The sequence below is a fragment of the Streptomyces sp. NPDC006208 genome, assembly GCF_040613775.1.
In the GTDB taxonomy this organism is placed as follows: Bacteria; Actinomycetota; Actinomycetes; order Streptomycetales; family Streptomycetaceae; genus Streptomyces.
Map to the genome: position 1 here is coordinate 68,956 of NZ_JBEXSW010000019.1, position 20,423 is coordinate 89,378.

Consider the following 20,423-nt stretch of genomic DNA (forward strand, 5'->3'; position numbering starts at 1 on the left):
GCTCTTGACAGCTCGACCCAGCCCGAGGCAATCTTCCGTTAAGCAGAAACTAACTTCCGCAATACGGAAGGAGCGCAGAGCCCTCATGGCCCGCTTCCCAGAAGACGCAGTCACGGACCGGCGCTTCGATGTGAACCTCTCGATCCTCTTCACGGAACTCCCGCTCCTGGAGCGCCCCGCCGCAGCCGCGGCCGCGGGCTTCACGGCGGTCGAGCTGTGGTGGCCCTGGATCGGGACCCCCACCCCGCCGCGAAACGAGCTCGACGCCCTCAGGAAGGCACTCGAGGACGCCGGCACCCAGCTGGTGGGCCTGAACTTCTACGCGGGGCAGCTGCCGGGCCCCGACCGCGGCGCGCTCTCCGTACCCGGCGAGGAGTCCGACCGGTTCCGGGCCAACATCGAGGTGGCCGCCGACTTCGCGGCGTCGGTGGGCTGCAAGGCGCTGAACGCGCTGTACGGCAACCGCATCGACGGCGTCGACCCGCAGATCCAGGACGCCCTCGCGCTGGAGAATCTGGTGCTCGCGGCCCGTGCGGCCGACCGCATCGGGGCGATCCTGCTGGTCGAGACGCTCAACAAGCCTGAATCGCCGCTCTACCCGCTGGTCAGCGCCCCGGCCGCGATCGATGTCGTGGACAAGGTCAACGCCGCGACGGGGCTCGGCAACGCGAAGTTCCTGCTGGACATCTATCACCTGTCGATGAACGGCGAGGACGTCTCCCAGGTCATCGCCGCCTACGCCGACAGGACCGGCCACGTCCAGATCGCCGACAACCCGGGACGCGGCGCGCCGGGCACCGGCTCGCTCCCGCTGGAGCGGTTCATCGACGAGCTGGACAAGGCCGGTTACGACGGGTGGATCGGCCTGGAGTACAAGGCCGGCGACCGCCCGAGCGCCGAGTCGTTCGACTGGCTCCCGGCCGAGGCGCGCGCGGCCCGCTGAACTCGCTGACGTACCAGAGCTTTTAGGAAGGCACCCTCATGAGCACCCTCACAGACTCCTCCCGCCCGGCGATCGCTTGGATCGGACTCGGCATCATGGGCTCCCCCATGTCCGAGAACCTGCTGAAGGCGGGCTACTCCGTCACGGGCTTCACCCTGGAGCAGGACAAGCTGGACCGACTCGCCGCGGCAGGCGGCACCGTCGCGGGCTCGATCGCCGAGGCCGTCAAGGACGCCGACGTCGTCATCACGATGGTGCCCGCTTCCCCCCAGGTCGAGGCCGTCTCGTACGGCCCCGACGGCATCCTGGAGAACGCGAAGCAGGGCGCGCTGCTGATCGACATGTCGTCGATCACCCCGCAGACCTCCGTCGACCTCGCGAAGAACGCGGCGGAGAGGGGAATCCGCGTCCTGGACGCCCCGGTCTCCGGCGGCGAGGCCGGTGCCATCGAGGCCGTGCTCTCCATCATGGTCGGCGGCGAGCAGGCCGACTTCCAGCGTGCGCTGCCGATCCTCGAGGCACTGGGCAGGACCATCGTGCTGTGCGGCCCGCACGGCTCGGGCCAGACGGTGAAGGCCGCGAACCAGCTGATCGTGGCGGTCAACATCCAGGCGTGCGCCGAGGCCGTGGTGTTCCTGGAGAAGTCCGGCGTGAACCTTCAGGCCGCACTGGACGTCCTGGGCGGCGGTCTGGCCGGCTCGACCGTACTGGCCCGTAAGAAGGACAACTTCCTGAACCGGGACTTCAAGCCCGGCTTCCGGATCGACCTGCACCACAAGGACATGGGCATCGTCACCGACGCCGCCCGCAACGTGGGCGCCGCACTGCCGGTAGGCGCGGTCGTCGCCCAGCTCGTCGCCTCACTGCGCGCGCAGGGCGACGGCGGCCTGGACCACTCGGCCCTCCTGCGCTCCGTCGAACGCCTCTCCGGCTCCCCGGCCTGAGCCCTGGGGCCCCAACCCCCGCCCCGGCCCACCACGGCCCCGTGGCCGACCCCGTGCCTGCCCACCGGGAGCCACCACGACCGGGCTGCCCGGCCCCGTGGCCGGCCCCCTGCTTGCTCCCACCGGGAGCAACCACCAACGGCCCCCGCCCTGGCTCACCACGACCGGGCCGCACAAGGCCCCTGCCCTGGCCCACCACGACCGGGCTGCCCGCCGCAAGCTCCGGTCGGCGCCGGCGCTGACACCTGTCCTGTCGCGCCCAGGCGCCGGCGCCGGCCGGAACCCCCCTCCTCGATTTCAACAAACTGTTGACGTTTCCTTCGTCGCGTACCTACGCTCCTCGGACCGTCACCAGTGCAGCTCCCCGTACGGAAGGTCACGATGTCGAAGCGCGTGCTCACGACCGAGTCCGGCGCCCCTGTCGCCGACAACCAGAACTCCGCCACCGCCGGCGTCGGTGGCCCGCTCCTCCTGCAGGACCAGCACCTGCTGGAGAAGCTCGCGCGCTTCAACCGTGAGCGCATCCCGGAGCGCGTGGTCCACGCCCGCGGCAGCGGCGCGTACGGCTACTTCGAGGTGACCGACGACGTCACCGGCTACACCAAGGCCGGATTCCTGTCCGAGGTGGGCAAGCGCACCGAGACGTTCCTGCGCTTCTCCACCGTTGCCGACTCGCTCGGCGGGGCGGACGCGGTGCGCGACCCCCGCGGCTTCGCCCTGAAGTTCTACACCGCAGAGGGCAACTACGACCTGGTCGGCAACAACACGCCGGTGTTCTTCATCAAGGACCCCGTCAAGTTCCCCGACTTCATCCACTCGCAGAAGCGCGACCCGTTCACGGGCAAGCAGGAGCCGGACAACGTCTGGGACTTCTGGGCGCACGCCCCCGAGGCGACGCACCAGATCACCTGGCTGATGGGCGACCGCGGCATCCCCGCCTCGTACCGCCACATGAACGGCTACGGCTCCCACACCTACCAGTGGACGAACGAGGCGGGCGAGGCCTACTTCGTGAAGTACCACTTCAAGACCAACCAGGGCATCCGCTGCCTGTCCTCGGAGCAGGCCGCCGAGGTGGCCGGCAAGGACGCCACCTCGCACCAGACCGACCTGCTGCAGGCCATCGAGCGCGGCGTGAACCCGTCCTGGACCCTGTACGTCCAGGTCATGCCCGCGGCCGATGCGGCGGAGTACCGCTTCAACCCGTTCGACCTGACCAAGGTGTGGCCGCACAGCGACCACCCGCTGCAGCGGGTGGGCCGTCTGGTCCTCGACCGCAACCCCGACAATGTCTTCGCCGAGGTCGAGCAGGCCGCGTTCTCGCCGAACAACTTCGTTCCCGGCATCGGCCCGTCGCCCGACAAGATGCTCCAGGGCCGCCTTTTCGCGTACGCGGACGCCCACCGCTACCGCCTGGGGGTGAACCACACCCAGCTGCCGGTGAACGCGCCGAAGGCGACCGTGGCCGAGAACTACGGCCGCGACGGTTTCATGGCCACCCGCAACGGCTCGCGTCACGACAAGAACTACGAGCCCAACTCGTATGCGGGACCCACCCAGACGGGCGCGGCACTCTCCGCCCCCCTCTCGGTCCACGGATGGACCGGCACCCACGCCGCGCCCGAACACGTCAAGGACGACGACTTCTTCCAGGCCGGTGAGCTCTACCGCCTGATGTCCGAGGAGGAGAAGCAGCGCTTGGTCGCAAACATCGCCGGCGGGCTGTCCCAGGTCTCCCGCGACGACGTGATCGAGAAGAACCTCGCCCACTTCCACGCGGCCGACGCCGACTACGGCAAGCGTGTGGAGGAGGCGGTCCGCGCCCTGCGCGAGGACTGACACACAAGCTGCGCCCGGAGTCCGACGGGAGGTCGACTCCGGGCGCGGGCCCGCGCCTTGGACCCGGATGAGGGGTGGTCGTACGGCGCGGGCCGGGACGAGGGGCCGCGGCGGCGGGCGATGCCAGTGCGGTGGTCAAGGTCTGCGGTGCGCCCTCCGGCCTGAAGGTCGGCGCGCCGGGATCGATCGCGACCGCCGCGGCCCCCTTCCCGGCGCCGCCCGACGCGCGGCGCACCCTCCCCCATCAGACCCGCCCGGCGGAGCGAACGTCCTGTCGCGCCAGCCTCGCCCCGTCGGGCGGCAACAACGTCACCAGCCGGAGCACGACGGCGTCGCCTGGATCCTCAGGGGTCGGTGCAGCCGGCCAAGACGTCTGCTCAGAGCCCTGGCCCCAGGTGTCAGCCGGCCGAGCCGACAGAGCGGGCGACGAGGTCCACCAGCGTGTCCACCAGCGCGGCGTCGGGCAGCTCCTGCTCGACGATCAGCCGGAAGAGCAGCGGCGCGGCCACCAGGGTCGCCGCGGCCCGGACATCGGTGTCGGGCCGCACCTCACCACGGGCGATGGCGCGCTCGAGGATGCGCCTGGTCTCGCTCGTGATCCGCTCGGTGTACTCCGCGTACTGACCCCGCTTCGCACCCGTCTCGGCCGCCGCGCCGATCAGACCGGCGATCAGCCGGTCCGATCCCGGCAGCCGATACGCCTCCATACGAGAGGCGAGCACGAAACGGATCTCCGCACGGAAGTCGCCCAGATCCGGCACCGACAGGGGACCGATCCGGGTCTCGGCAGCAGCGATGATCAGATCCTGCTTGGTGGGCCATCGCCGGTAGATGGCGGGCTTGCTCACCCCGGCCCGTGCGGCGACGGCATCCATCGTGACGGCCCCGATCCCCTGTTCGGTGACCATGTCGACGACCGCGTTCAGCACCGCCCCGGTGACCCGCTCCTCCCGCGGCCGCCCCGGCCCCCGCTCCGCCCCGCGCGACTGTGTACCCACCATGCGGCAGAGCCTACGGTCTGTCGCCGGACCGCATCCGAACGGGGGCGCGCGGCGACACCGCCGCCGATCTCCTGCAGATGGCGCACGATCCGGTGGTTGCGGGGACCGGTTCTCAGGCAAGGACGTTGACGGCTCGGGCGATCACGAGTCCGAGGATGAGCAGGGAGACGAGGGACTGGACCGCCATGGCGATCTTGGCCCAAGGGGCCAGCGGCATGACGTCGGTGGGGCTGAAGGCAGTGGAGTTGGTGAGCCCGAGGTACAGGTAGTCGATGAAGCGGGGGCGCCACTGCTCGGCGTTCAGGTCGGGGTTGAGCTGCTGGGGGAAGGCGAGTTCGGGGGTGGTGGGCATGTGGTGGGCCCGGGCGGCAGCTCCACCGCTGTCGAGTTCGAAGTACAGCAGAGAGAAGGCAAGGACGGTGGACACCCAGACGACGCCGCCGGCCTGCAGCAGGCTGGCGGCGGAATTGGTCTCGGCCCCGCCGTGGACGAGGTCGTCGAGCAACCGGACGGTCGACCAGATGGCGCTGAGTGCCAGCACGCCGACCAGGGCGATGGATACTGCGCGCAGGGCGGCCGAACGGCGGCTGATCCGGCCCGGGTCGCCCGCGATCAGCGTCACCAGGAGCAGTCCTTCGCCGAGTGGGAGCAGCCAGCGGGGTCCCAGTCGCAGGTCGTCGGGCATCAGCAGGGTCAGCAGCATGGCGGCGACGACGGCTCCGGCCATGGGCCAGCGGGCCTCGCCGTGCGCCGCCGGGTGCGGCTCCGGCTCGTGTGGGCTGCTCGGATCCGCGGGGTGTTGTCCGGTCATGCTCGACTGCCGCGCGTGGTGCCTTCACGCCACCTGGTCAGAGGGCCGTTCGGCATTCCCTCACCCCAGTCTCCTCGGGGGGCCGGGCGGTGTCGCCGCCCGCTTCGTCACTGAACGTATCTCGAAGCCAGGTGGGGACACCTCCTGCCGGACCCGTGTCCCGTATTCGACCGACGCGGGCCTGTCCGCCCTCGATCGGCGTCGGTGAAGCCGTGGGCGCTCGTGCGACGGAAGCCGCTCCGTGGCCGCGGCGATGGCACGGCGGATGGCGTCGATCGCGGGTGTTTACTTCGCTCATCCGGGTGAGTGGGGGCGGCCGCCTCAACGATGCTCCCCATCGGGGGGCCGGGTGGCCTGCACGACAGGTTCGGGAGAGCCTGTAGTCCGACCGCGTGACGTCTCCAGCCGATTACGGTCGCGTGGCGCGCCGGTCTGTGCCGCCCGCGGCGCGCGGTGCTTGGGTCTGGGGGGCGGGTATGCGAAGGCTCCGGTTGTCCTTCCTTGCGGCGGGTCGGCTCCCGGGCTTCCTTGTGCGCGTCGCCCGCCTTCGGTGTCGCGTGCCGTCCGAAAGCCGAAGGGGAAATCATGGTGGCAGGAAGTGCCGACGAAAGCCGTGGGACGGTGTCCGCGCAGCTTCTCAGAGGGCAGAAGGCTCTGGTGACCGGTGCCAACTCGGGTATCGGCCTGGCGACCGCCATTGCCTTGGGCCGGGCCGGAGCGGACGTCGTGGTGAACTACGTCGCCGGGGCGGATCAGGCCGAGAAGGTCGTCGCGGAGATCAAGGACTTCGGGGTTCGCGCCTATGCCCATGAGGCCGATGTGTCCGACGAGGACCAGGTGGTCGCCATGGTCGCGCAGATGGTCGAGGAGTTCGGCACCATCGACATCATGGTGGCCAACGCGGGTTTGCAGCGGGACGCGCCCGTGTTGGACATGACGCTCGCCCAGTGGCAGAAGGTCATCGACGTCAACCTGACCGGCCAGTTCCTGTGCGCGCGCGAGGCGGCCAAAGAGTTCGTGCGGCGCGGCGTGGTGGCGGAAGTGTCCCGATCGGCCGGGAAGATCATCTGCATGAGCTCGGTCCACCAGATCGTCCCGTGGTCGGGGCACGTGAACTACGCCTCCTCCAAGGGTGGCGTGAGCATGCTGATGCAGACCCTTGCCCAGGAGCTCGCCCCCCAGCGGATCAGAGTCAACGCTGTCGCACCCGGCGCGATCCGCACCCCGATCAACCGCGATGCCTGGTCCACCCCCGAAGCCGAGGCCGACCTGCTGCGCCTCATCCCCTACCGCCGTGTCGGCGACCCGGACGACATCGCCAACGCCGTCGTCGCCGTGGCGTCCGACCTGCTCGACTATGTCGTGGGCACCACGCTCTACGTCGACGGCGGAATGACGCTTTTCCCCGGCTTCGCCACCGGAGGCTGATCTCCGATGCAGGACCATGTCACGCCTCGCCGGGTGGTGATCCTCGGCGGGGGTTTCGCCGGACTGTTCGCCGCCCGCGCCCTACGCCGGTCGCCGGTCGCGGTGACCGTGGTCGACCGCCGCGCCCACCACCTCTTCCAACCGCTGCTCTACCAGTGCGCTTCCGGAATCCTGTCCGAGGGCCAGATCGCGCAACCGCTCCGCGCGGTGCTACGACGCCACCACAACGTGAGCTGCCTGCTCGCCGAAGCCACCGACGTGGATGTCGAAGCCCGCCTCGTCCACGCCCGACGACCCGACGGCGGTGCCGTCGAGCTGCCCTATGACGATCTGATCGTCGCGGTCGGCATGCGCCAGTCCTACTTCGGGCATGACGAGTTTGCCACGCACGCCCCCGGCATGAAGACGCTGAACGACGCGCTGGACATCCGCCGACGGATCTACCGGGCGTTCGAGATGGCCGAAACGGCCACAAACGCCAGGGAGCGGCGGCAGTGGCTCACGTTCGCGCTGGTCGGCGGCGGGCCGACCGGTGTCGAACTCGCAGGACAGATCAGGGAGATCGCCGGTCACACGCTCGATCGGGAGTTCCGGACTATCGACTCCGCCCAGGCCCGGGTGCTGCTCTTCGAGGGGTCCGACGAGGTGCTGGGCGCGTTCGGCCGCCCACTGGCCCATCGCGCTGCCCGGACCCTTCAGAGCCTCGGGGTGGAGCTCCACCTGGGCACGAGGGTCACCGATGTCGACGCCCGCGGCCTGACGGTGCAAGACGCGGACGGTGCGACCGCCCGGTTCGAGGCTCGGACTGTGCTGTGGACGGCGGGGGTCGAGGCGCCGCCCATCGCCGCCGCGGTGGCCCGGGCAACCGGCGCCACCCAGGACCGCGCCGGACGTATCGCCGTCGAACCCGACCTCACGCTCCCCGGCCATCCGGAGATCCGCGTCACGGGCGATGTGATGAGCCTGAACCGGCTGCCGGGGCTGGCCGAGGTCGCCATGCAGTCGGGCGCATACGCGGGCCGGGTCGTGCGCCACGCGGTGGAGTGCAGGACGAAGCAGCCGAAGCCCTTCAAGTACTGGGACCTCGGCAGCGCCGCGTACATCTCCCGTGGCCGGGCTGTCGTCAAGGTGGGCCCGCTGCACCTTTCAGGGGTGCCCGGCTGGCTGGCCTGGCTCTTCATCCATCTGGCCTTCCTCACCGGATTCCGCAGCAGGCTGGGCGCGGTGCTCAGCTGGTCCGTCGCCTTCGCCAGCAGCTCGCGACGCGAGCGCGCCTTCACCTCGCCCGACGTCGACGCGTCGGGCGCCTTCACCTCGCCCGACGTCGACGCGTCGGCTGCCCGGGCCCCCGGGCCGAAGGCACGGCGCCGTTGGCCCAGGCGCCTTTGGCCCAGGCGGGCGCCCGGGCAGAAGGCCCCACCGCCTCTCTGACCACGGCACCCGGCCGACACGTCCCGGCTGCCGCCCCTTCGCACCCTGTCGTTCCTCAGCCCCCGCGCCCCGCGGGGCAGACCATCGAGGCGCACATGCTCAGCACAGCGGCCATTCTGGCGGAGACCCCGCCCCAACTCCTGCCGGCTCGCGAACTGATGGCCTTCACCCTGGCCTCGCACATCCTGCTGGTCCCGTTCGGAGTGGCACTGCCCTTCATCACGGTGCTCATGCATTACCGGGCGCTGCGCCGCAACGACGCCGTCGCCCTTAAGCTCGCGCGGCGCTGGTCGGCGGTGATGGCCGTCCAGTTCGCCATCGGCGTCGTCACCGGCACTGTCCTGTCCTTCGAGCTCGGCCTGCTGTGGCCCGGCATGCTGGGCCGCTGGGGCGACGTCTTCGGGCTGGGATTCGGCGTTGAGGCCTGGGCGTTCTTCCTGGAGGCGGTCCTGATCGCGATCTACCTCTACGGCTGGCGCCGGCTCAAGCCCTGGACACACTTCTGGCTGGCCGTGCCGTTGCCGCTGGCCGCACTGATGGGTGCGTTCGGCATCATCGCGGCCAACTCCTGGATGAATACCCCTCAGGGGTTCCGCCTCGATGCCCGGGGCAATCCCGTCGACGTCAATGTGCGGCAGGCGATCTTCACGCCGATGTTCGGCCCCGAGTACTGGCACTTCGTGGTCGCGATGTTCCTGACCGCCGGCTATGTGGTGGCCGGCGTGTACGCGGTTGGCTGGCTGCGGGGGCGGCGCGACCGGTACCACCGGCTCGGCTTCACGCTGCCCTTCACGGTGGCCGCAATCCTCACACCGGTGCAGTTCATGCTCGGCGACTCGGCCGCCCGTTCCGTTTTCCACAAGCAGCCGATCAAGTTCGCCGCCATGGAGATCGTCTGGAAGACGGACACTCACGTGCCCGAGTACATTTTCGGACGGCTGAACAGCGACGGGACGATCTCAGGCGGAATCAAGATCCCTCAGCTGGACTCCATTCTCGCCGGCTTCAAGCCCAGCACCCAGGTGACCGGGCTGACATCGGTGCCGGCCGCCGACCGCCCCACCACCGTCCAGGCCAACATCGTCCACTGGGCGTTCGACATCATGGCCACCGTCGGCAGCCTGCTGATCCTGCTCGCGCTCTGGTACGCCTGGTCCTGGCTGCGACACCGGGACCTCCCTCGCAGCCGCTGGTTCTTCCGCTGCGCGGCAGTCGCGGGAGCCGCGTGCCTGATCACCGTGGAGTGCGGCTGGATCACCACGGAGGTCGGCCGCCAACCCTGGATCGTCTACAACCACATGAGGGTCTCGGAGGCGGTGACCGACACCCGCGCCGGAACGCTGTGGGCGATGCTCGGCATCGTGATCATTGTGTACGTCGCCGTCTTCGGCTCGTTCCTCGCGATCGTCCTGAAGATGCGAACTCGCTGGCGCATCGCCGACGAGGGCTCAGCCGCCGCGCGCGCCGTGCTGCACCCTGAGACCGACACCCCCTACGGGCCCAGAAGCAAGCCCGAGCCCACAGCCGCAGGGGCCGCGCCTGGTGGCGGCGCCGACCGCACCTCTGACGGTGCGTCATGATGGCCGAGCTCATCGCATGGGTCCTGGTGGCCGCGATCGCCGCCTACGCCTGTGCCGGGGGTACTGACTACGGTGCGGGCTTCTGGGACCTCATGGCCGGCGGGGCGGATCGCGGCAAGCGGCCGCGCTGGCTCATCGATCACGCGATGGCGCCGGTCTGGGAGGTCAACAACGTCTGGTTGATCTTCGTCTTCGTCGTCATGTGGACCGGCTTCCCGACGATGTTCCAGGCCGTCTTCGAGGCAATGTGGCTGCCGCTGGCGCTGGCGGCTGTAGGCCTGGTGCTCCGCGGTGCCGGATTCGCGCTGCGCAAGCCGTCCCGCCGCCTGGCCAAACGGCGGGTCTACGGTGCGATGTTCGCCATCTCATCGCTGCTCACGCCCTTCTTCCTCGGGGCGGTGCTCGGCGGCATCGCCTCCGGTCGGGTCGCGGTCGGGACGACGGCCTCCGCGGACGCCTGGGCCAATTCGACCTCCGTCCTCACTGGGCTGCTGGCCATCGCAGCCACCGCGTTCCTCGGGGCGGTGTTCCTCTGCTCCGACGCCCGGCGGTTCGGCGCCGACGACCTCGTCGAATACTTCCGACTGCGGGCGCTGCTCGCCTTCGCCGCCGTCGTCGTCCTCGCACTCATCGCCCTGCCGGTCACCCATAGCGACGCCCAGTACGTCTGGGAGGGCCTCACCGGGGGCTGGGGCCTGCTGCTGGTCGTCCTGGCCGCGGTCGGCGGGCTTGCGACGGTGCTGCTTCTGCTGCGCAGGTCCTACGGCTGGTCCCGCTACACCTCGGTGGCGAGCGTCGCCCTGACCGTTGGCGCCTGGGGCTTCGCACAGAGCCCCTACCTGTTGCCCACTTCGCTGACGGTGGCCGAAGCGGCCGGCGCTGCTCACACCCTTCGCTGGCTGGCCATTGTCACGCTCATCGCGATCGTGCTGGTCGGCCCGGCGCTGGTACTGCTGTACCGGCTCGACACGCTGGGGGAGCTCGAGCCCCTCACCGACGCCGACACTCGGGCCGCCCGTGCCCCCGGGGACAACGTGTAGCGACGCCGCGCCGCAGCACTGCGGCACCCCGTCAGCACAGCCGGGCGGCGATGTGGTCGCCGACCCGCAGAGCGTTGGCGATGGCCGTCAGTGACGGGGCGACCGCGCCGATGCTCGGGAAGAAGCTGGTGTCGACGACGTAGAGGTTGTCGAGCTCGTGGGCCTTGCAGTCCGTGTCCAGTGCGGAGCTGTCCGGGTCGTCACCGAACCGGATGGTGCCGGCCTGGTGCGCGGTGGCCCCGATGGGCATGCCCTTGTGCAGATAGATGCTGTGCGACAGCAGATGGTGCTCGTGCATGCCCAAGTGGCCGAGCATTCCCTGCAGCTTGTGCTGGAGGCGCTTCAGACCGGCGATGTTGTTCTTCTCGTCGAGAGCCAGGTGGATGGCGTCGTCCTTGTCGAGCGTGACGCGGCTCTCGGGCAGCGGGAGATCCTCACCGCACAGCCAGAAGTCGACGGCGTGGTGCGCCGGCATCTCGAACGGCATGTCGGGCGAGACCGCGCCGGCCCAGCGCGGCGCCTCGCCGTGGATCTGGTCGGCGTCCGACTTGCCGAGCATCTGGATGCCGCCGAGCGGGAAGTCCCAGTCGTCCGCCCCCAGATACCGGTCGTGCAGTGCCAGGGTCTTCTGAAGCTGTCGGTCGGTCTCGGGGGCGGCGGTCCGACGGGAGCCGAACAGGTGCACATTCGCCGGGTCGCCCGCACGGCGTTCGCCGCGTCGGCGATGGCCTACTTGGTGACTTGAGTCGATCACTCGGGAGGTACGCCGTTCGCGTGCATGCAAAGCCCGATCCACAGGTCCTGAGCCTGGCTCCCGCTCCGGACGTGGTTGAGTCGTCGGCATGACCAAGAGCGACGCCGCGGCCCTGTTCGGCAACCGTTTCCTGACCGCGCCCGCTCCCTCGGAGAAATTCCCCGAGGAGGGCATGACCGCGACGGACGCCATGAGGCTGCTGGATGAGGACCTCGTCATGGAGGGCGACCCGCAGCGCAACCTCGCCACGTTCGTCACCACCTGGATGGAGCCGGAGGCGCAACGGATCATCGCCGAAAACCTCCACCGCAACTTCATCGACCACGCGGAGTACCCCATCTCCGCCGAGATCGAGCGGCGCTGCGTGCGCATGCTCGCCGACCTCTTCCACGCGCCGGGCAAGACCACCGGATGTCGGACCCAGGGCTCGTCCGAGGCGATCATGCTCGGCGCGCTGTCGCTGAAGTGGAAATGGCGGGAGCGCCGCCAGGCGGCCACCCTGTCGGTCGACCGGCCCAACCTGGTCTTCGGCGGCGACGTCCACGTCGTGTGGGAGAAGTTCTGCCGCTACTTCGACGTCGAGCCGCGGATCGTGCCGCTTGCCGAGGACAAGTACACGATCGGCCCGGAGGACGTGGAGCCCCACCTCGACGAGAACACGATCGGCGTCGTCGCCGTCCTCGGCACCACGTTCACCGGCCACAAGGACGACGTCGTGGGGATCGACAAGCTCCTGCGGGACGTACGCAAAGAGCGGGACCTCGACATCCCGATCCACGTTGACGGCGCCAGCGGCGGCTTCGTGTGGCCCTTCCTCTACCCGGATTCGAAATGGGACTTCCGGCTCGAGCAGGTCCGCTCGATCAACGTCTCGGGACACAAGTACGGCCTGGTCTACCCCGGCATCGGCTGGCTGGTCTTCCGCGAGGAGTCCGACCTGGCCGAGAACCTCGTGTTCTACGAGAACTACTTGGGCAAGACCGACGCGACGTTCACGCTGAACTTCTCTACCGGCGCGGCGATGGTGCTCGCGCAGTACTACAACTTCGTGCGGCTCGGTCGCCAGGGCTACACCTACGTCATGGAGACGATGCAGAAGAACGCCCGCGCATTGGCGGACAACCTGCGCAGCAGCGGCCGCTTCGAAGTGATCGGCAGCGACCTCGAGCAGCTGCCGCTGGTCGCTTTCCGCCTCGCCGGCAAGCACGCCTACGACGAGTCCGACATCGCCTGGCAGCTCTCGGCCGAGCGGGGCTGGATGGTGCCGGCGTACACGCTCCCGCCCAACGCCGAGCGGGTGAAGATCCTGCGTGCCCTGGTCAAGGAGACCCTGAGCCGCGAGCAGATCGAGCGCCTGACCCAGGACATCGCCGACGCGTGTGACACCTTGGACCGCAAGGGTGCGACCCACGAGGTCGAGCGGGCCCAGGTCCACCGCGGCACCGGCTACTGACTCCCGCCGGCACCCCAAGGGACGGGCGATCAAGCCGCTCCCTGCCGGCGAGGAGCAACGTCGCCGGGCCCCGTCGGTTTCGGTCGTCCGATCCGGCGACCGGGGGCCACATGGTCGTCGATGAAGACGTACCGTGCCGCAAGGCGGGCGTCCAGGCGGGTAGTCACACACGAGCCAACGGGCGCCCTTCGCATGGTTGCGACCAGCCCAAACATCGGACCCTTCATCGCAGAGCTGTCCGTCGCGAAGTGGAGCCCCCGCAAGGCGTCTTCCTCCGGCTGTCCGCTCAGCCGGTGCCTCGCGGGCTCCGGTTGTCCGGACCAGGCGGCGACTCCACCGGCGCGGCGAGCGTGATGTCCGGCCGGTACGCACCTCGCGGGTGGCGGCCGGCACCTGGGTGGGAGTGCGTGCGTCCGGCACCCTGGTCGCCCCTGACGGACGGGAATGCGTGACCATGGGTCAGCGCCCGTCCTCCGCGTCGAGCGCCTTGTCGAGGGTGTTGGCGGCCATGATCAGGGACAGGTGGGTGAACGCCCGGGGGAAGTCGCCCAGTTGTTCCGCGCTCGGACCCACCTCCTCGGCGAACAGCCCGACGTGGTTGGCGTAGGTCTGCATCTTCTCGGAGGTGTAGCGGTCCTGGGCCAGCCGCCCCGCCCGGGCCAGTGCGTCGACGTAGAGGAAGGTGCACAGACTGAAGGTGCCCTCCGAGCGGTCGGGCGCAAGCGGCTCCGGCCGTGGCGTACGGGCACTGCGCCACCTCCTTCGGCCGTCGGTCGAGCGACGGAGGCTGAGGATGGAGACCATCCCTGCGGCTGCCGACATCGGTGCTCAGGTTCCAGCGGCCTGTCCGGCACTACATCAGTCGGCGCAGCGGGCGCTTCGGAGGCAGATGAAAGCGCCGTGGCGTCCGGGAGGGGCAGATCATTCGTGCGCCGACCTGCGGCCCACTTGCCACCTGGAAAGGCGCGCGCTCCGCTTCCCGGGCAGGCCATAGCAGCGCCGCCGTCGTCCTCGACGGCGACGTGCCTTCGGTGTCGGCCCGGCTGCGTCGCCGGGACGGTCCGTCGTGACTCGTGGCCTGCGGCGGTTCAGGCCGCGGGACGCACGATGCAGCGGAATCCCAGATGGCAGGTCGAGGTGTCGATCGGCTGCGGCAGGCGTGCGGCAGGACGGTAGCGGCGGCAGTAGTTCGGCGCGCACAGGTGCGAGCCGCCCTTCATGACCTTGCGGGGGATGCGCTCGTGCAGTTGACCGGGTTCGAAGCTGCCCGCTTCCTCTCCGCCTGCCGGGTTGACGCGCGGCGGTGGTGTGCCACAGCAGGTCGGGGCGGTGGTTGCGAGGCGCCGGTGGTCGGCGTACCAGTCGGACGTCCATTCCCACACGTTGCCGATCATGTCGTACAGGCCATAGCCGTTGGCCGGGAACGCCCCGACCGGCGAGGTGCCGCTGTAGCCGTCCAGCATCAGGTTCTCGTGGGGGAATGCGCCCTGCCAGGTGTTGGCCATGTGCCGGCCACCCGGGTTGAGCTTGTCTCCCCAGGCGAACTCGCTGTGGGGCAGGGCGCCGCGCGCGGCGTACTCCCATTCGGCCTCGGTGGGGATCTGCTTGCCGGCCCACTGCGCGTAGGCGAGCGCATCCGGCCAGGCCACGTGTGTCACGGGGTGATCAAGAAGCCCGCGCAGGGATGTGCCTGGACCGCCAGGGTGGCGCCAGTTCGCGCCGGGCACGTACGACCACCACTGGTACGGGTCACTCAGGTCCACCGGATGCGATGGGGGCGTGAAGACCACCGAGGCCGGCGCCAGCATGGCCGGGTCCGCACCGGGATAGACGGACGGGTCCGCGGGCCGCTCTGCGAGCGTCCGGTACCCGGTGGCCTCGACGAAGGCCTGGAACTGGGCACTGGACACCGGACGCGGGTCGATCCAGAACCCGTCGACCTCGACCGGGTGGGCCGGAGCCTCCTCCTCGTAGTGGCGGTCCGACCCCATGGTGAACCGGCCACCGGGAATCCACACCATGCCGTCGGGTTGCTGATGTGAGGTGTGGTCCGGGTGCGGCGTGGTCACGGTCGGCACTTCACTCATCGGCGTCACCCAGGCCTTGCGGAGTACGAGGATCAGGCCGCCGTCTGCCTTTCCTGCCCGGGCAGAGGCGGCGGTGTGCAGGTGGTGCGGGAGTCAGCCGATGATCCCCGAGCGTTGCTGCGGTCACCGGCGACCCCCTAGATACGTTACTGCCAGTTCCGTTAAGGTCCCATCCATGCCAGGAGCCGTCAACCCGCCGCAGCCGCCCGCCAGGCCGGAACGGCGCTCACCGCTGACCTGACGACCGCGTTGCGGCCGTGACCGCCGCCGCCCGGCCTCCCCGGGCGGCCTGCGCCGTCGCATCACCGACCCCCGGACAGGAGGGGCCCCGTGCCCTCGCAAGACGATCTCCCCCGCACCGCCCTCCCCATGCCCGACCGCCCCCGGCCCGGGCTGACCACGTACGACGCCCGGGACCCGGAGGCGTCGTTCACTCCGATCACGCCCCTGCGACCGCCTGCGGGCGCGCCGAATGTCCTGGTGATCCTGCTCGACGACGTGGGCTTCGGCGCCTCCAGTGTGTTCGGCGGCCCGATCGACACCCCGGTGGCACAGCGGCTGGCCGACGGCGGACTGCGTTACAACCGGTTCCACACCACCGCGTTGTGCTCGCCGACCCGTCAGGCGCTGCTGACCGGCCGCAACCACCACTCGGTCGGTATGGGCGCCATCACCGAGCTGGCCACTTCCGCGCCCGGATACAACACGATCCGGCCCAACTCCAAGGCGCCGCTGGCCGAGACGCTGCGGCTCAACGGCTACGCCACCGCGCAGTTCGGCAAGTGTCACGAGGTGCCGGTGTGGGAGACCAGCCCGGCCGGCCCGTTCGACCGGTGGCCGACCGGCAGCGGATTCGAGTACTTCTACGGCTTCGTCGGCGGGGAGACCAATCAGTACTACCCCGCGTTGTACGAGGGCACCACTCCGGTGGAGCCCGAGCGCACCCCGGAGGAGGGCTACCACCTGACCGAGGACCTCGCCGACCGCAGTGTGGACTGGATCCGCCGCCAGCACGCGCTGCAGCCCGACCGCCCGTTCTTCCTGTACCTCGCTCCTGGCGCGACCCACGCCCCGCACCATGCCCCCAAGGAGTGGTGCGACCGGTACGTGGGCCGTTTCGACGCCGGCTGGGACGCGCTGCGCGAGGAGATCTTCGAACGGCAGAAGCAGCTCGGCGTGATCCCGGCCGACGCCGAGCTGACCGCGTTCAACCCGGAGATCCCGCACTGGGACGAGATGCCCGACGACCTCAAGCCGGTGCTGACCCGTCAGATGGAGGTCTACGCCGGCTTCCTGGCCCACACCGACGCCCAGATCGGCCGAGTCGTGCAGTCCCTGGACGACCTGGAACTGCTCGACAACACACTGATCTACTACATCATCGGCGACAACGGCGCCTCGGCCGAGGGCACCCATCACGGGAGCTTCAACGAGACGATCAACTTCAACGGCCTGAGCGCGCTGGAGTCGACGGACTTCCTGCGGGCCAAGGTGGACGAGTTCGGCACTCCCAGCGCCTACAACCACTACGCGGTCGGATGGGCGCACGCGATGTGCACGCCGTACCAGTGGACCAAGCAGGCGGCCTCGCACTGGGGCGGCACCCGCAACGGCACCATCGTGCACTGGCCCGCCCGCATCACCGGCAGGGGCGAACTCCGCGAGCAGTTCGCGCATGTCATCGACGTCGCGCCGACCATCCTGGAGGCGGCCGGCCTGCCCGAGCCCACCACGGTGCACGGGGTCACCCAGGCCCCCATCGAAGGCGTGAGCATGGGCTACTCCTTCGACGACACAACCGCGCCCGAACGGCACCAGACGCAGTACTTCGAGATCGGCGGCAACCGCGGCATCTACCACCGCGGCTGGACCGCGGTTACCAAGCACCGCACGCCCTGGGAGCTGATGGGAGCGCAGTTGGTGACTTTCGACGACGACGTGTGGGAGCTGTACGGGCCCGACGACTGGACCCAGTCCCGCGACCTCGCCGCCGAGCAGCCCGAGATGCTCCACCGACTGCAGCGGCTGTGGCTGATCGAGGCGGCCAAGCACGGAGTGCTGCCGCTGGACGACCGGGCGGCCGAGCGTTTCAACCCCGACCTGGCCGGCCGGCCCCAGCTCATCCGCGGGAACACCCAGGTGCTCTTCCCGGGCATGGGCCACCTCAACGAGAGCTCGGTCATCAACATCAAGAACAAGAGCCACGCCGTCACCGCTCAGGTAGTGGTCCCGCAGGACGGTGCCGAGGGCGTCATCCTGTCCCAGGGCGGCCTGGCCGGCGGCTGGAGCCTCTACACACGCGACGGCCGACTGCGCTACTGCTACAACCTGGTGGGCCTGCGGCACTTCTACGTCGGCTCCGAACAGAAGCTCCCGGCGGGCGAGTACCAGGTGCGGATGGAGTTCGACTACGACGGCCCCGGCCTGGCCAAGGGCGGCACCGTCACGCTCTACGTCGACGGTGACGAGGTCGGCCGCGGGCAGCTGCCGGTGACCCAACCCCTCGTGTTCTCCATGGACGAGACGACCCACGTGGGCCGCGAATCGGGCTCGCCCGTCACGCCGGACTACCCGGCCCGCGGCAACGACTTCACCGGCGAGATCCGGTGGGTGCAGATCGACGTGGACGCTGCCGCAGCCAACCAGGAGCACCTGATACCGATCGAGGAACGCTGGCGCATCGCCATGTCCCGGCAGTGAAGGGTCGGACATGCGGTGCCGGTGGGCAGGGCAACCGCGGAAAGCTCACCGGAATCGCACGGCGCGTCGCCTCGGGTTTCTCGGCGACCCTGGTCACCCCACTCCCTCCGCGGGACGCGGAGGGAGTGGGGTGTGATGGCATTGGGCCTCGCGTGACGTCACGGCTTTCGCTGCTGCGCCGGTGTCCAGGACGACGGACGTGATGAACGCCGGGTCGTCACTCAAGGGCATGCGCCTGCAGCCGGGCAATGTCACGGGTTCGGCCCGGGGAATCCGCTCGCGTGCCGCGTCAGCCGTGCGCAGGGGCCGGACGGGGTCGCGCTCGCGCCGGCCGATAACGACCGGACCGGTTGGATGGGCGCGGCATTTGTCACCGCGTCCGAGGCCGGTGACAGCCCTGAATCCGGAATCGTCGCGCGCAGGGCCGTGACGTCGCCCTGCCGGAATTCGGTTCGGTGAAGCTGCGGTGGCGCTCGCGGCCCGGCCCGCTGCGAAGAGTGCGATCGTGCCGCCGAAGCTGCTGCCCGGCCAGGTGCGGCCGCTGCCGTCCCTGTTCGGCCGTCCGGTCGGCAAGCAGGTTGACCGGCAGCGCCGCCATGCCGGGCATGGCGCGCACTTTGGGCTCGTCGGTTCAGCCCGGGCCGTGAGCTGGACCTCTGGTGCTCTTGAAAATTCCGTCCGCAACCCCTCGCTGGGGCGCCTCGAGATATCGATACTTCTGGTAACGAATCGATGGTCGCCCCTGGCGGGACAGCAACTACCGCAGCGGCGCGTCAGGGAGAGCGTCGCCGTCGCGGGAGTTCCTCTCTCCTGAGCCCCCGTGTTCCGCGCCCCGCTCTGCTGCCGTACCGGCGGGGCGGCACGTGCCAGCCCCTGCCCGGCTGGCCTCACCCTGCCCAGCGTCCCCTCGGAGGACTCCCCGTGACCGCCGCCGAAACCCCCGCCACACAGCTCGCCAAGGCCTCACCAGCGGCTCAGGACCCCGGCATCAGGGCCTGGATCGTCACGGGCATGCTCGTGGTCTTCATGATGGTCAACTTCGCGGACAAGTCCGTACTCGGCCTCGCGGCCGACGAGATCCGCCAGGACATGGGCCTGTCCGCCACCGAATTCGGGCTCGCAAACAGCGCGTTCTTCCTCCTGTTCTCGGTATCCGCCGGCGCCGTGGGGCTGCTCGCCGACCGGGTGCGGCCGAAGTGGCTGCTCCTGACCATGGCGGTGCTCTGGTCGGTGGCGCAGACGCCGTCAGCACTGGGCGGCGGCCTGGCCGTACTGATCGGCACACGGATCCTGCTGGGCGCCGCGGAGGGCCCCGCCTTCCCCGTGGCCCAGCAGACCGCGATGTCCTGGTTCCCCAATCATCGGCGCAACCTCCCCGGTGCACTCGTCACGCTCGGCGTGACGCTGGGCGTCATCACCGCCGCCCCCGGGCTGGGCTGGGTCATCGACCACCACGGCTGGCGCGCCGCACTCTGGGTGGTCGCGGCCGCCGGTGTGCTGTGGGCCCTGCTGTGGGTCCTGCTGGGCGCCGACGGCCGACACCCGACCGACGAGACAGACTCTCCGCCTCCCCGCTCCGCAGACGTGCCCGCCACATCCGCGGCCAAGCCTGCCTACCGCCGGATCTTCGGCACCCGCACCTGGATCGGCACCACCGCCGCGTACTTCACCACCTACTGGGCCGTGGCACTGACGCTGGTCTGGCTGCCCTCCTACCTCCACAACGGCCTCGGCCACTCCTCCGCCGCCTCCACCAAGCTGGTGGCTCTCCCCTGGGTGCTCGGCGCCCTCGTGCTGCTCGGCCAGGCGGCGCTCACCGGGTGGCTCATGCGGCGCGGGGTCAGCAGCCGTTGGGCGCGCGGCCGGGTCGGCGGCATCCTGCTGTTCCTCGGCGCGGTCGCCTGCCTCACCGTTCCCCTCGTGGACGGCACCGGTTCGAAGACGGCGCTGCTGGTCGTCGGATTCGGCCTGGGCGGATCCTTCGCCACCGTGGCGGTGACCACCGTCTCCGAACTCGCCCCGCCCGCACGGCGCGGCGGCGCCCTCGGCACGATGAACGCCACGGTGACCACCGCCGGCCTGCTCGCCCCCGCCCTCGTCGGACGCCTGGTCGACACCCAGGGCGCGACGGGTTACCAGAGCGCTGTCGTGCTGACGGGCGTCCTTCTGCTTCTGGGCGCTCTCGCCGCCTTCACCTTGATCGACCCCGACCGCGACGCTGTCACCTGAGCACCTGCCCCGCCGGCAACGCCCGATCACCCCTGCTGCTCGAGGGGCACCCTGGGCGCAACCCTGATCGTCCACTCCAGGGCCGAGAAGGACCACCGCGCCGCGGTGGAGGCGGCCTTGGACGGGCTGCGTTACGGAACACCCTCGGCGTCTACTGCTCGTCCGCGGTGGGCTTCCTGCTCG

The 20,423-nt window shown here is 70.0% G+C and carries 13 protein-coding genes and 2 pseudogenes; 10 read left to right on the forward strand and 5 right to left on the reverse strand.

Annotation, left to right across the window (positions count from 1 at the left end; translation table 11 throughout):
• Window positions 1-85: 85 nt before the first annotated feature.
• From ABZ208_RS17655 to ABZ208_RS17665, 3 genes are all read left to right on the forward strand, one after another.
• Window positions 86-943 carry a TIM barrel protein gene (locus tag ABZ208_RS17655; protein ID WP_356910366.1) on the forward strand — a complete coding sequence of 286 codons (858 nt, stop codon included), beginning with the start codon at window positions 86-88 and terminating at the stop codon, window positions 941-943.
• Between the two features lie 38 nt (window positions 944-981).
• On the forward strand, window positions 982-1,887 hold the full coding sequence (locus ABZ208_RS17660) for a 2-hydroxy-3-oxopropionate reductase (RefSeq protein WP_356910367.1): 906 nt from the start codon (window positions 982-984) through the stop codon (window positions 1,885-1,887).
• A gap of 381 nt (window positions 1,888-2,268) precedes the next feature.
• The gene (locus ABZ208_RS17665) at window positions 2,269-3,726 is read left to right on the forward strand and encodes a catalase (RefSeq protein ID WP_356910368.1); all 1,458 of its coding nucleotides are present in this window, start codon (window positions 2,269-2,271) and stop codon (window positions 3,724-3,726) included.
• A gap of 398 nt (window positions 3,727-4,124) precedes the next feature.
• On the opposite strand, the gene ABZ208_RS17670 is transcribed toward ABZ208_RS17665, so the two are convergent.
• Window positions 4,125-4,727, reverse strand: a complete 603-nt coding sequence (locus ABZ208_RS17670; RefSeq protein WP_356910369.1) for a TetR/AcrR family transcriptional regulator — start codon at window positions 4,725-4,727, stop codon at window positions 4,125-4,127.
• 112 nt (window positions 4,728-4,839) lie between these two features.
• The gene (locus ABZ208_RS17675) at window positions 4,840-5,538 is read right to left on the reverse strand and encodes a hypothetical protein (RefSeq protein ID WP_356910370.1); all 699 of its coding nucleotides are present in this window, start codon (window positions 5,536-5,538) and stop codon (window positions 4,840-4,842) included.
• 585 nt (window positions 5,539-6,123) lie between these two features.
• Here ABZ208_RS17675 and ABZ208_RS17680 point away from each other — a divergent pair.
• From ABZ208_RS17680 to ABZ208_RS17695, 4 genes are all read left to right on the forward strand, one after another.
• Complete coding sequence (locus ABZ208_RS17680) at window positions 6,124-6,966, forward strand: SDR family oxidoreductase (protein ID WP_356910371.1); 843 nt, start codon at window positions 6,124-6,126, stop codon at window positions 6,964-6,966.
• Window positions 6,967-6,972: 6 nt separating this feature from the next.
• Window positions 6,973-8,397 carry an NAD(P)/FAD-dependent oxidoreductase gene (locus ABZ208_RS17685; RefSeq protein ID WP_356910372.1) on the forward strand — a complete coding sequence of 475 codons (1,425 nt, stop codon included), beginning with the start codon at window positions 6,973-6,975 and terminating at the stop codon, window positions 8,395-8,397.
• Between the two features lie 95 nt (window positions 8,398-8,492).
• Window positions 8,493-9,977: a cytochrome ubiquinol oxidase subunit I gene (locus ABZ208_RS17690; RefSeq protein WP_356910373.1), complete on the forward strand. Its 1,485-nt coding sequence runs from the start codon at window positions 8,493-8,495 to the stop codon at window positions 9,975-9,977.
• Entirely contained in the window at window positions 9,974-11,017 is a 1,044-nt protein-coding gene (locus ABZ208_RS17695) for a cytochrome d ubiquinol oxidase subunit II (RefSeq protein ID WP_356910374.1), read from the forward strand. Before ABZ208_RS17690 ends, ABZ208_RS17695 begins: the two co-directional genes overlap by 4 nt.
• Before the next feature lie 31 nt (window positions 11,018-11,048).
• On the opposite strand, the pseudogene ABZ208_RS17700 reads toward ABZ208_RS17695, so the two are convergent.
• A pseudogene (locus ABZ208_RS17700) lies at window positions 11,049-11,648 on the reverse strand (GMC oxidoreductase); the annotation flags it as partial.
• Window positions 11,649-11,859: 211 nt separating this feature from the next.
• Between ABZ208_RS17700 and ABZ208_RS17705 the strand changes: the two are divergent.
• A complete protein-coding gene (locus ABZ208_RS17705; protein ID WP_356910375.1) occupies window positions 11,860-13,224 on the forward strand; it encodes a glutamate decarboxylase in 1,365 nt (454 codons plus the stop codon).
• A 459-nt stretch (window positions 13,225-13,683) separates the two neighbouring features.
• On the opposite strand, the pseudogene ABZ208_RS17710 reads toward ABZ208_RS17705, so the two are convergent.
• Both ABZ208_RS17710 and ABZ208_RS17715 read right to left on the reverse strand, forming a co-directional pair.
• Window positions 13,684-13,932, reverse strand: a pseudogene (locus ABZ208_RS17710) (glycoside hydrolase family 15 protein); the annotation flags it as partial.
• 380 nt (window positions 13,933-14,312) lie between these two features.
• Window positions 14,313-15,311 carry a formylglycine-generating enzyme family protein gene (locus ABZ208_RS17715; RefSeq protein ID WP_356910376.1) on the reverse strand — a complete coding sequence of 333 codons (999 nt, stop codon included), beginning with the start codon at window positions 15,309-15,311 and terminating at the stop codon, window positions 14,313-14,315.
• A gap of 330 nt (window positions 15,312-15,641) precedes the next feature.
• Between ABZ208_RS17715 and ABZ208_RS17720 the strand changes: the two genes are divergently transcribed.
• Both ABZ208_RS17720 and ABZ208_RS17725 read left to right on the forward strand, forming a co-directional pair.
• Window positions 15,642-18,011 carry an arylsulfatase gene (locus ABZ208_RS17720; RefSeq protein ID WP_356910377.1) on the forward strand — a complete coding sequence of 790 codons (2,370 nt, stop codon included), beginning with the start codon at window positions 15,642-15,644 and terminating at the stop codon, window positions 18,009-18,011.
• 921 nt (window positions 18,012-18,932) lie between these two features.
• Complete coding sequence (locus tag ABZ208_RS17725) at window positions 18,933-20,240, forward strand: MFS transporter (protein ID WP_356910378.1); 1,308 nt, start codon at window positions 18,933-18,935, stop codon at window positions 20,238-20,240.
• The last annotated feature ends 183 nt before the right edge of the window (window positions 20,241-20,423 follow it).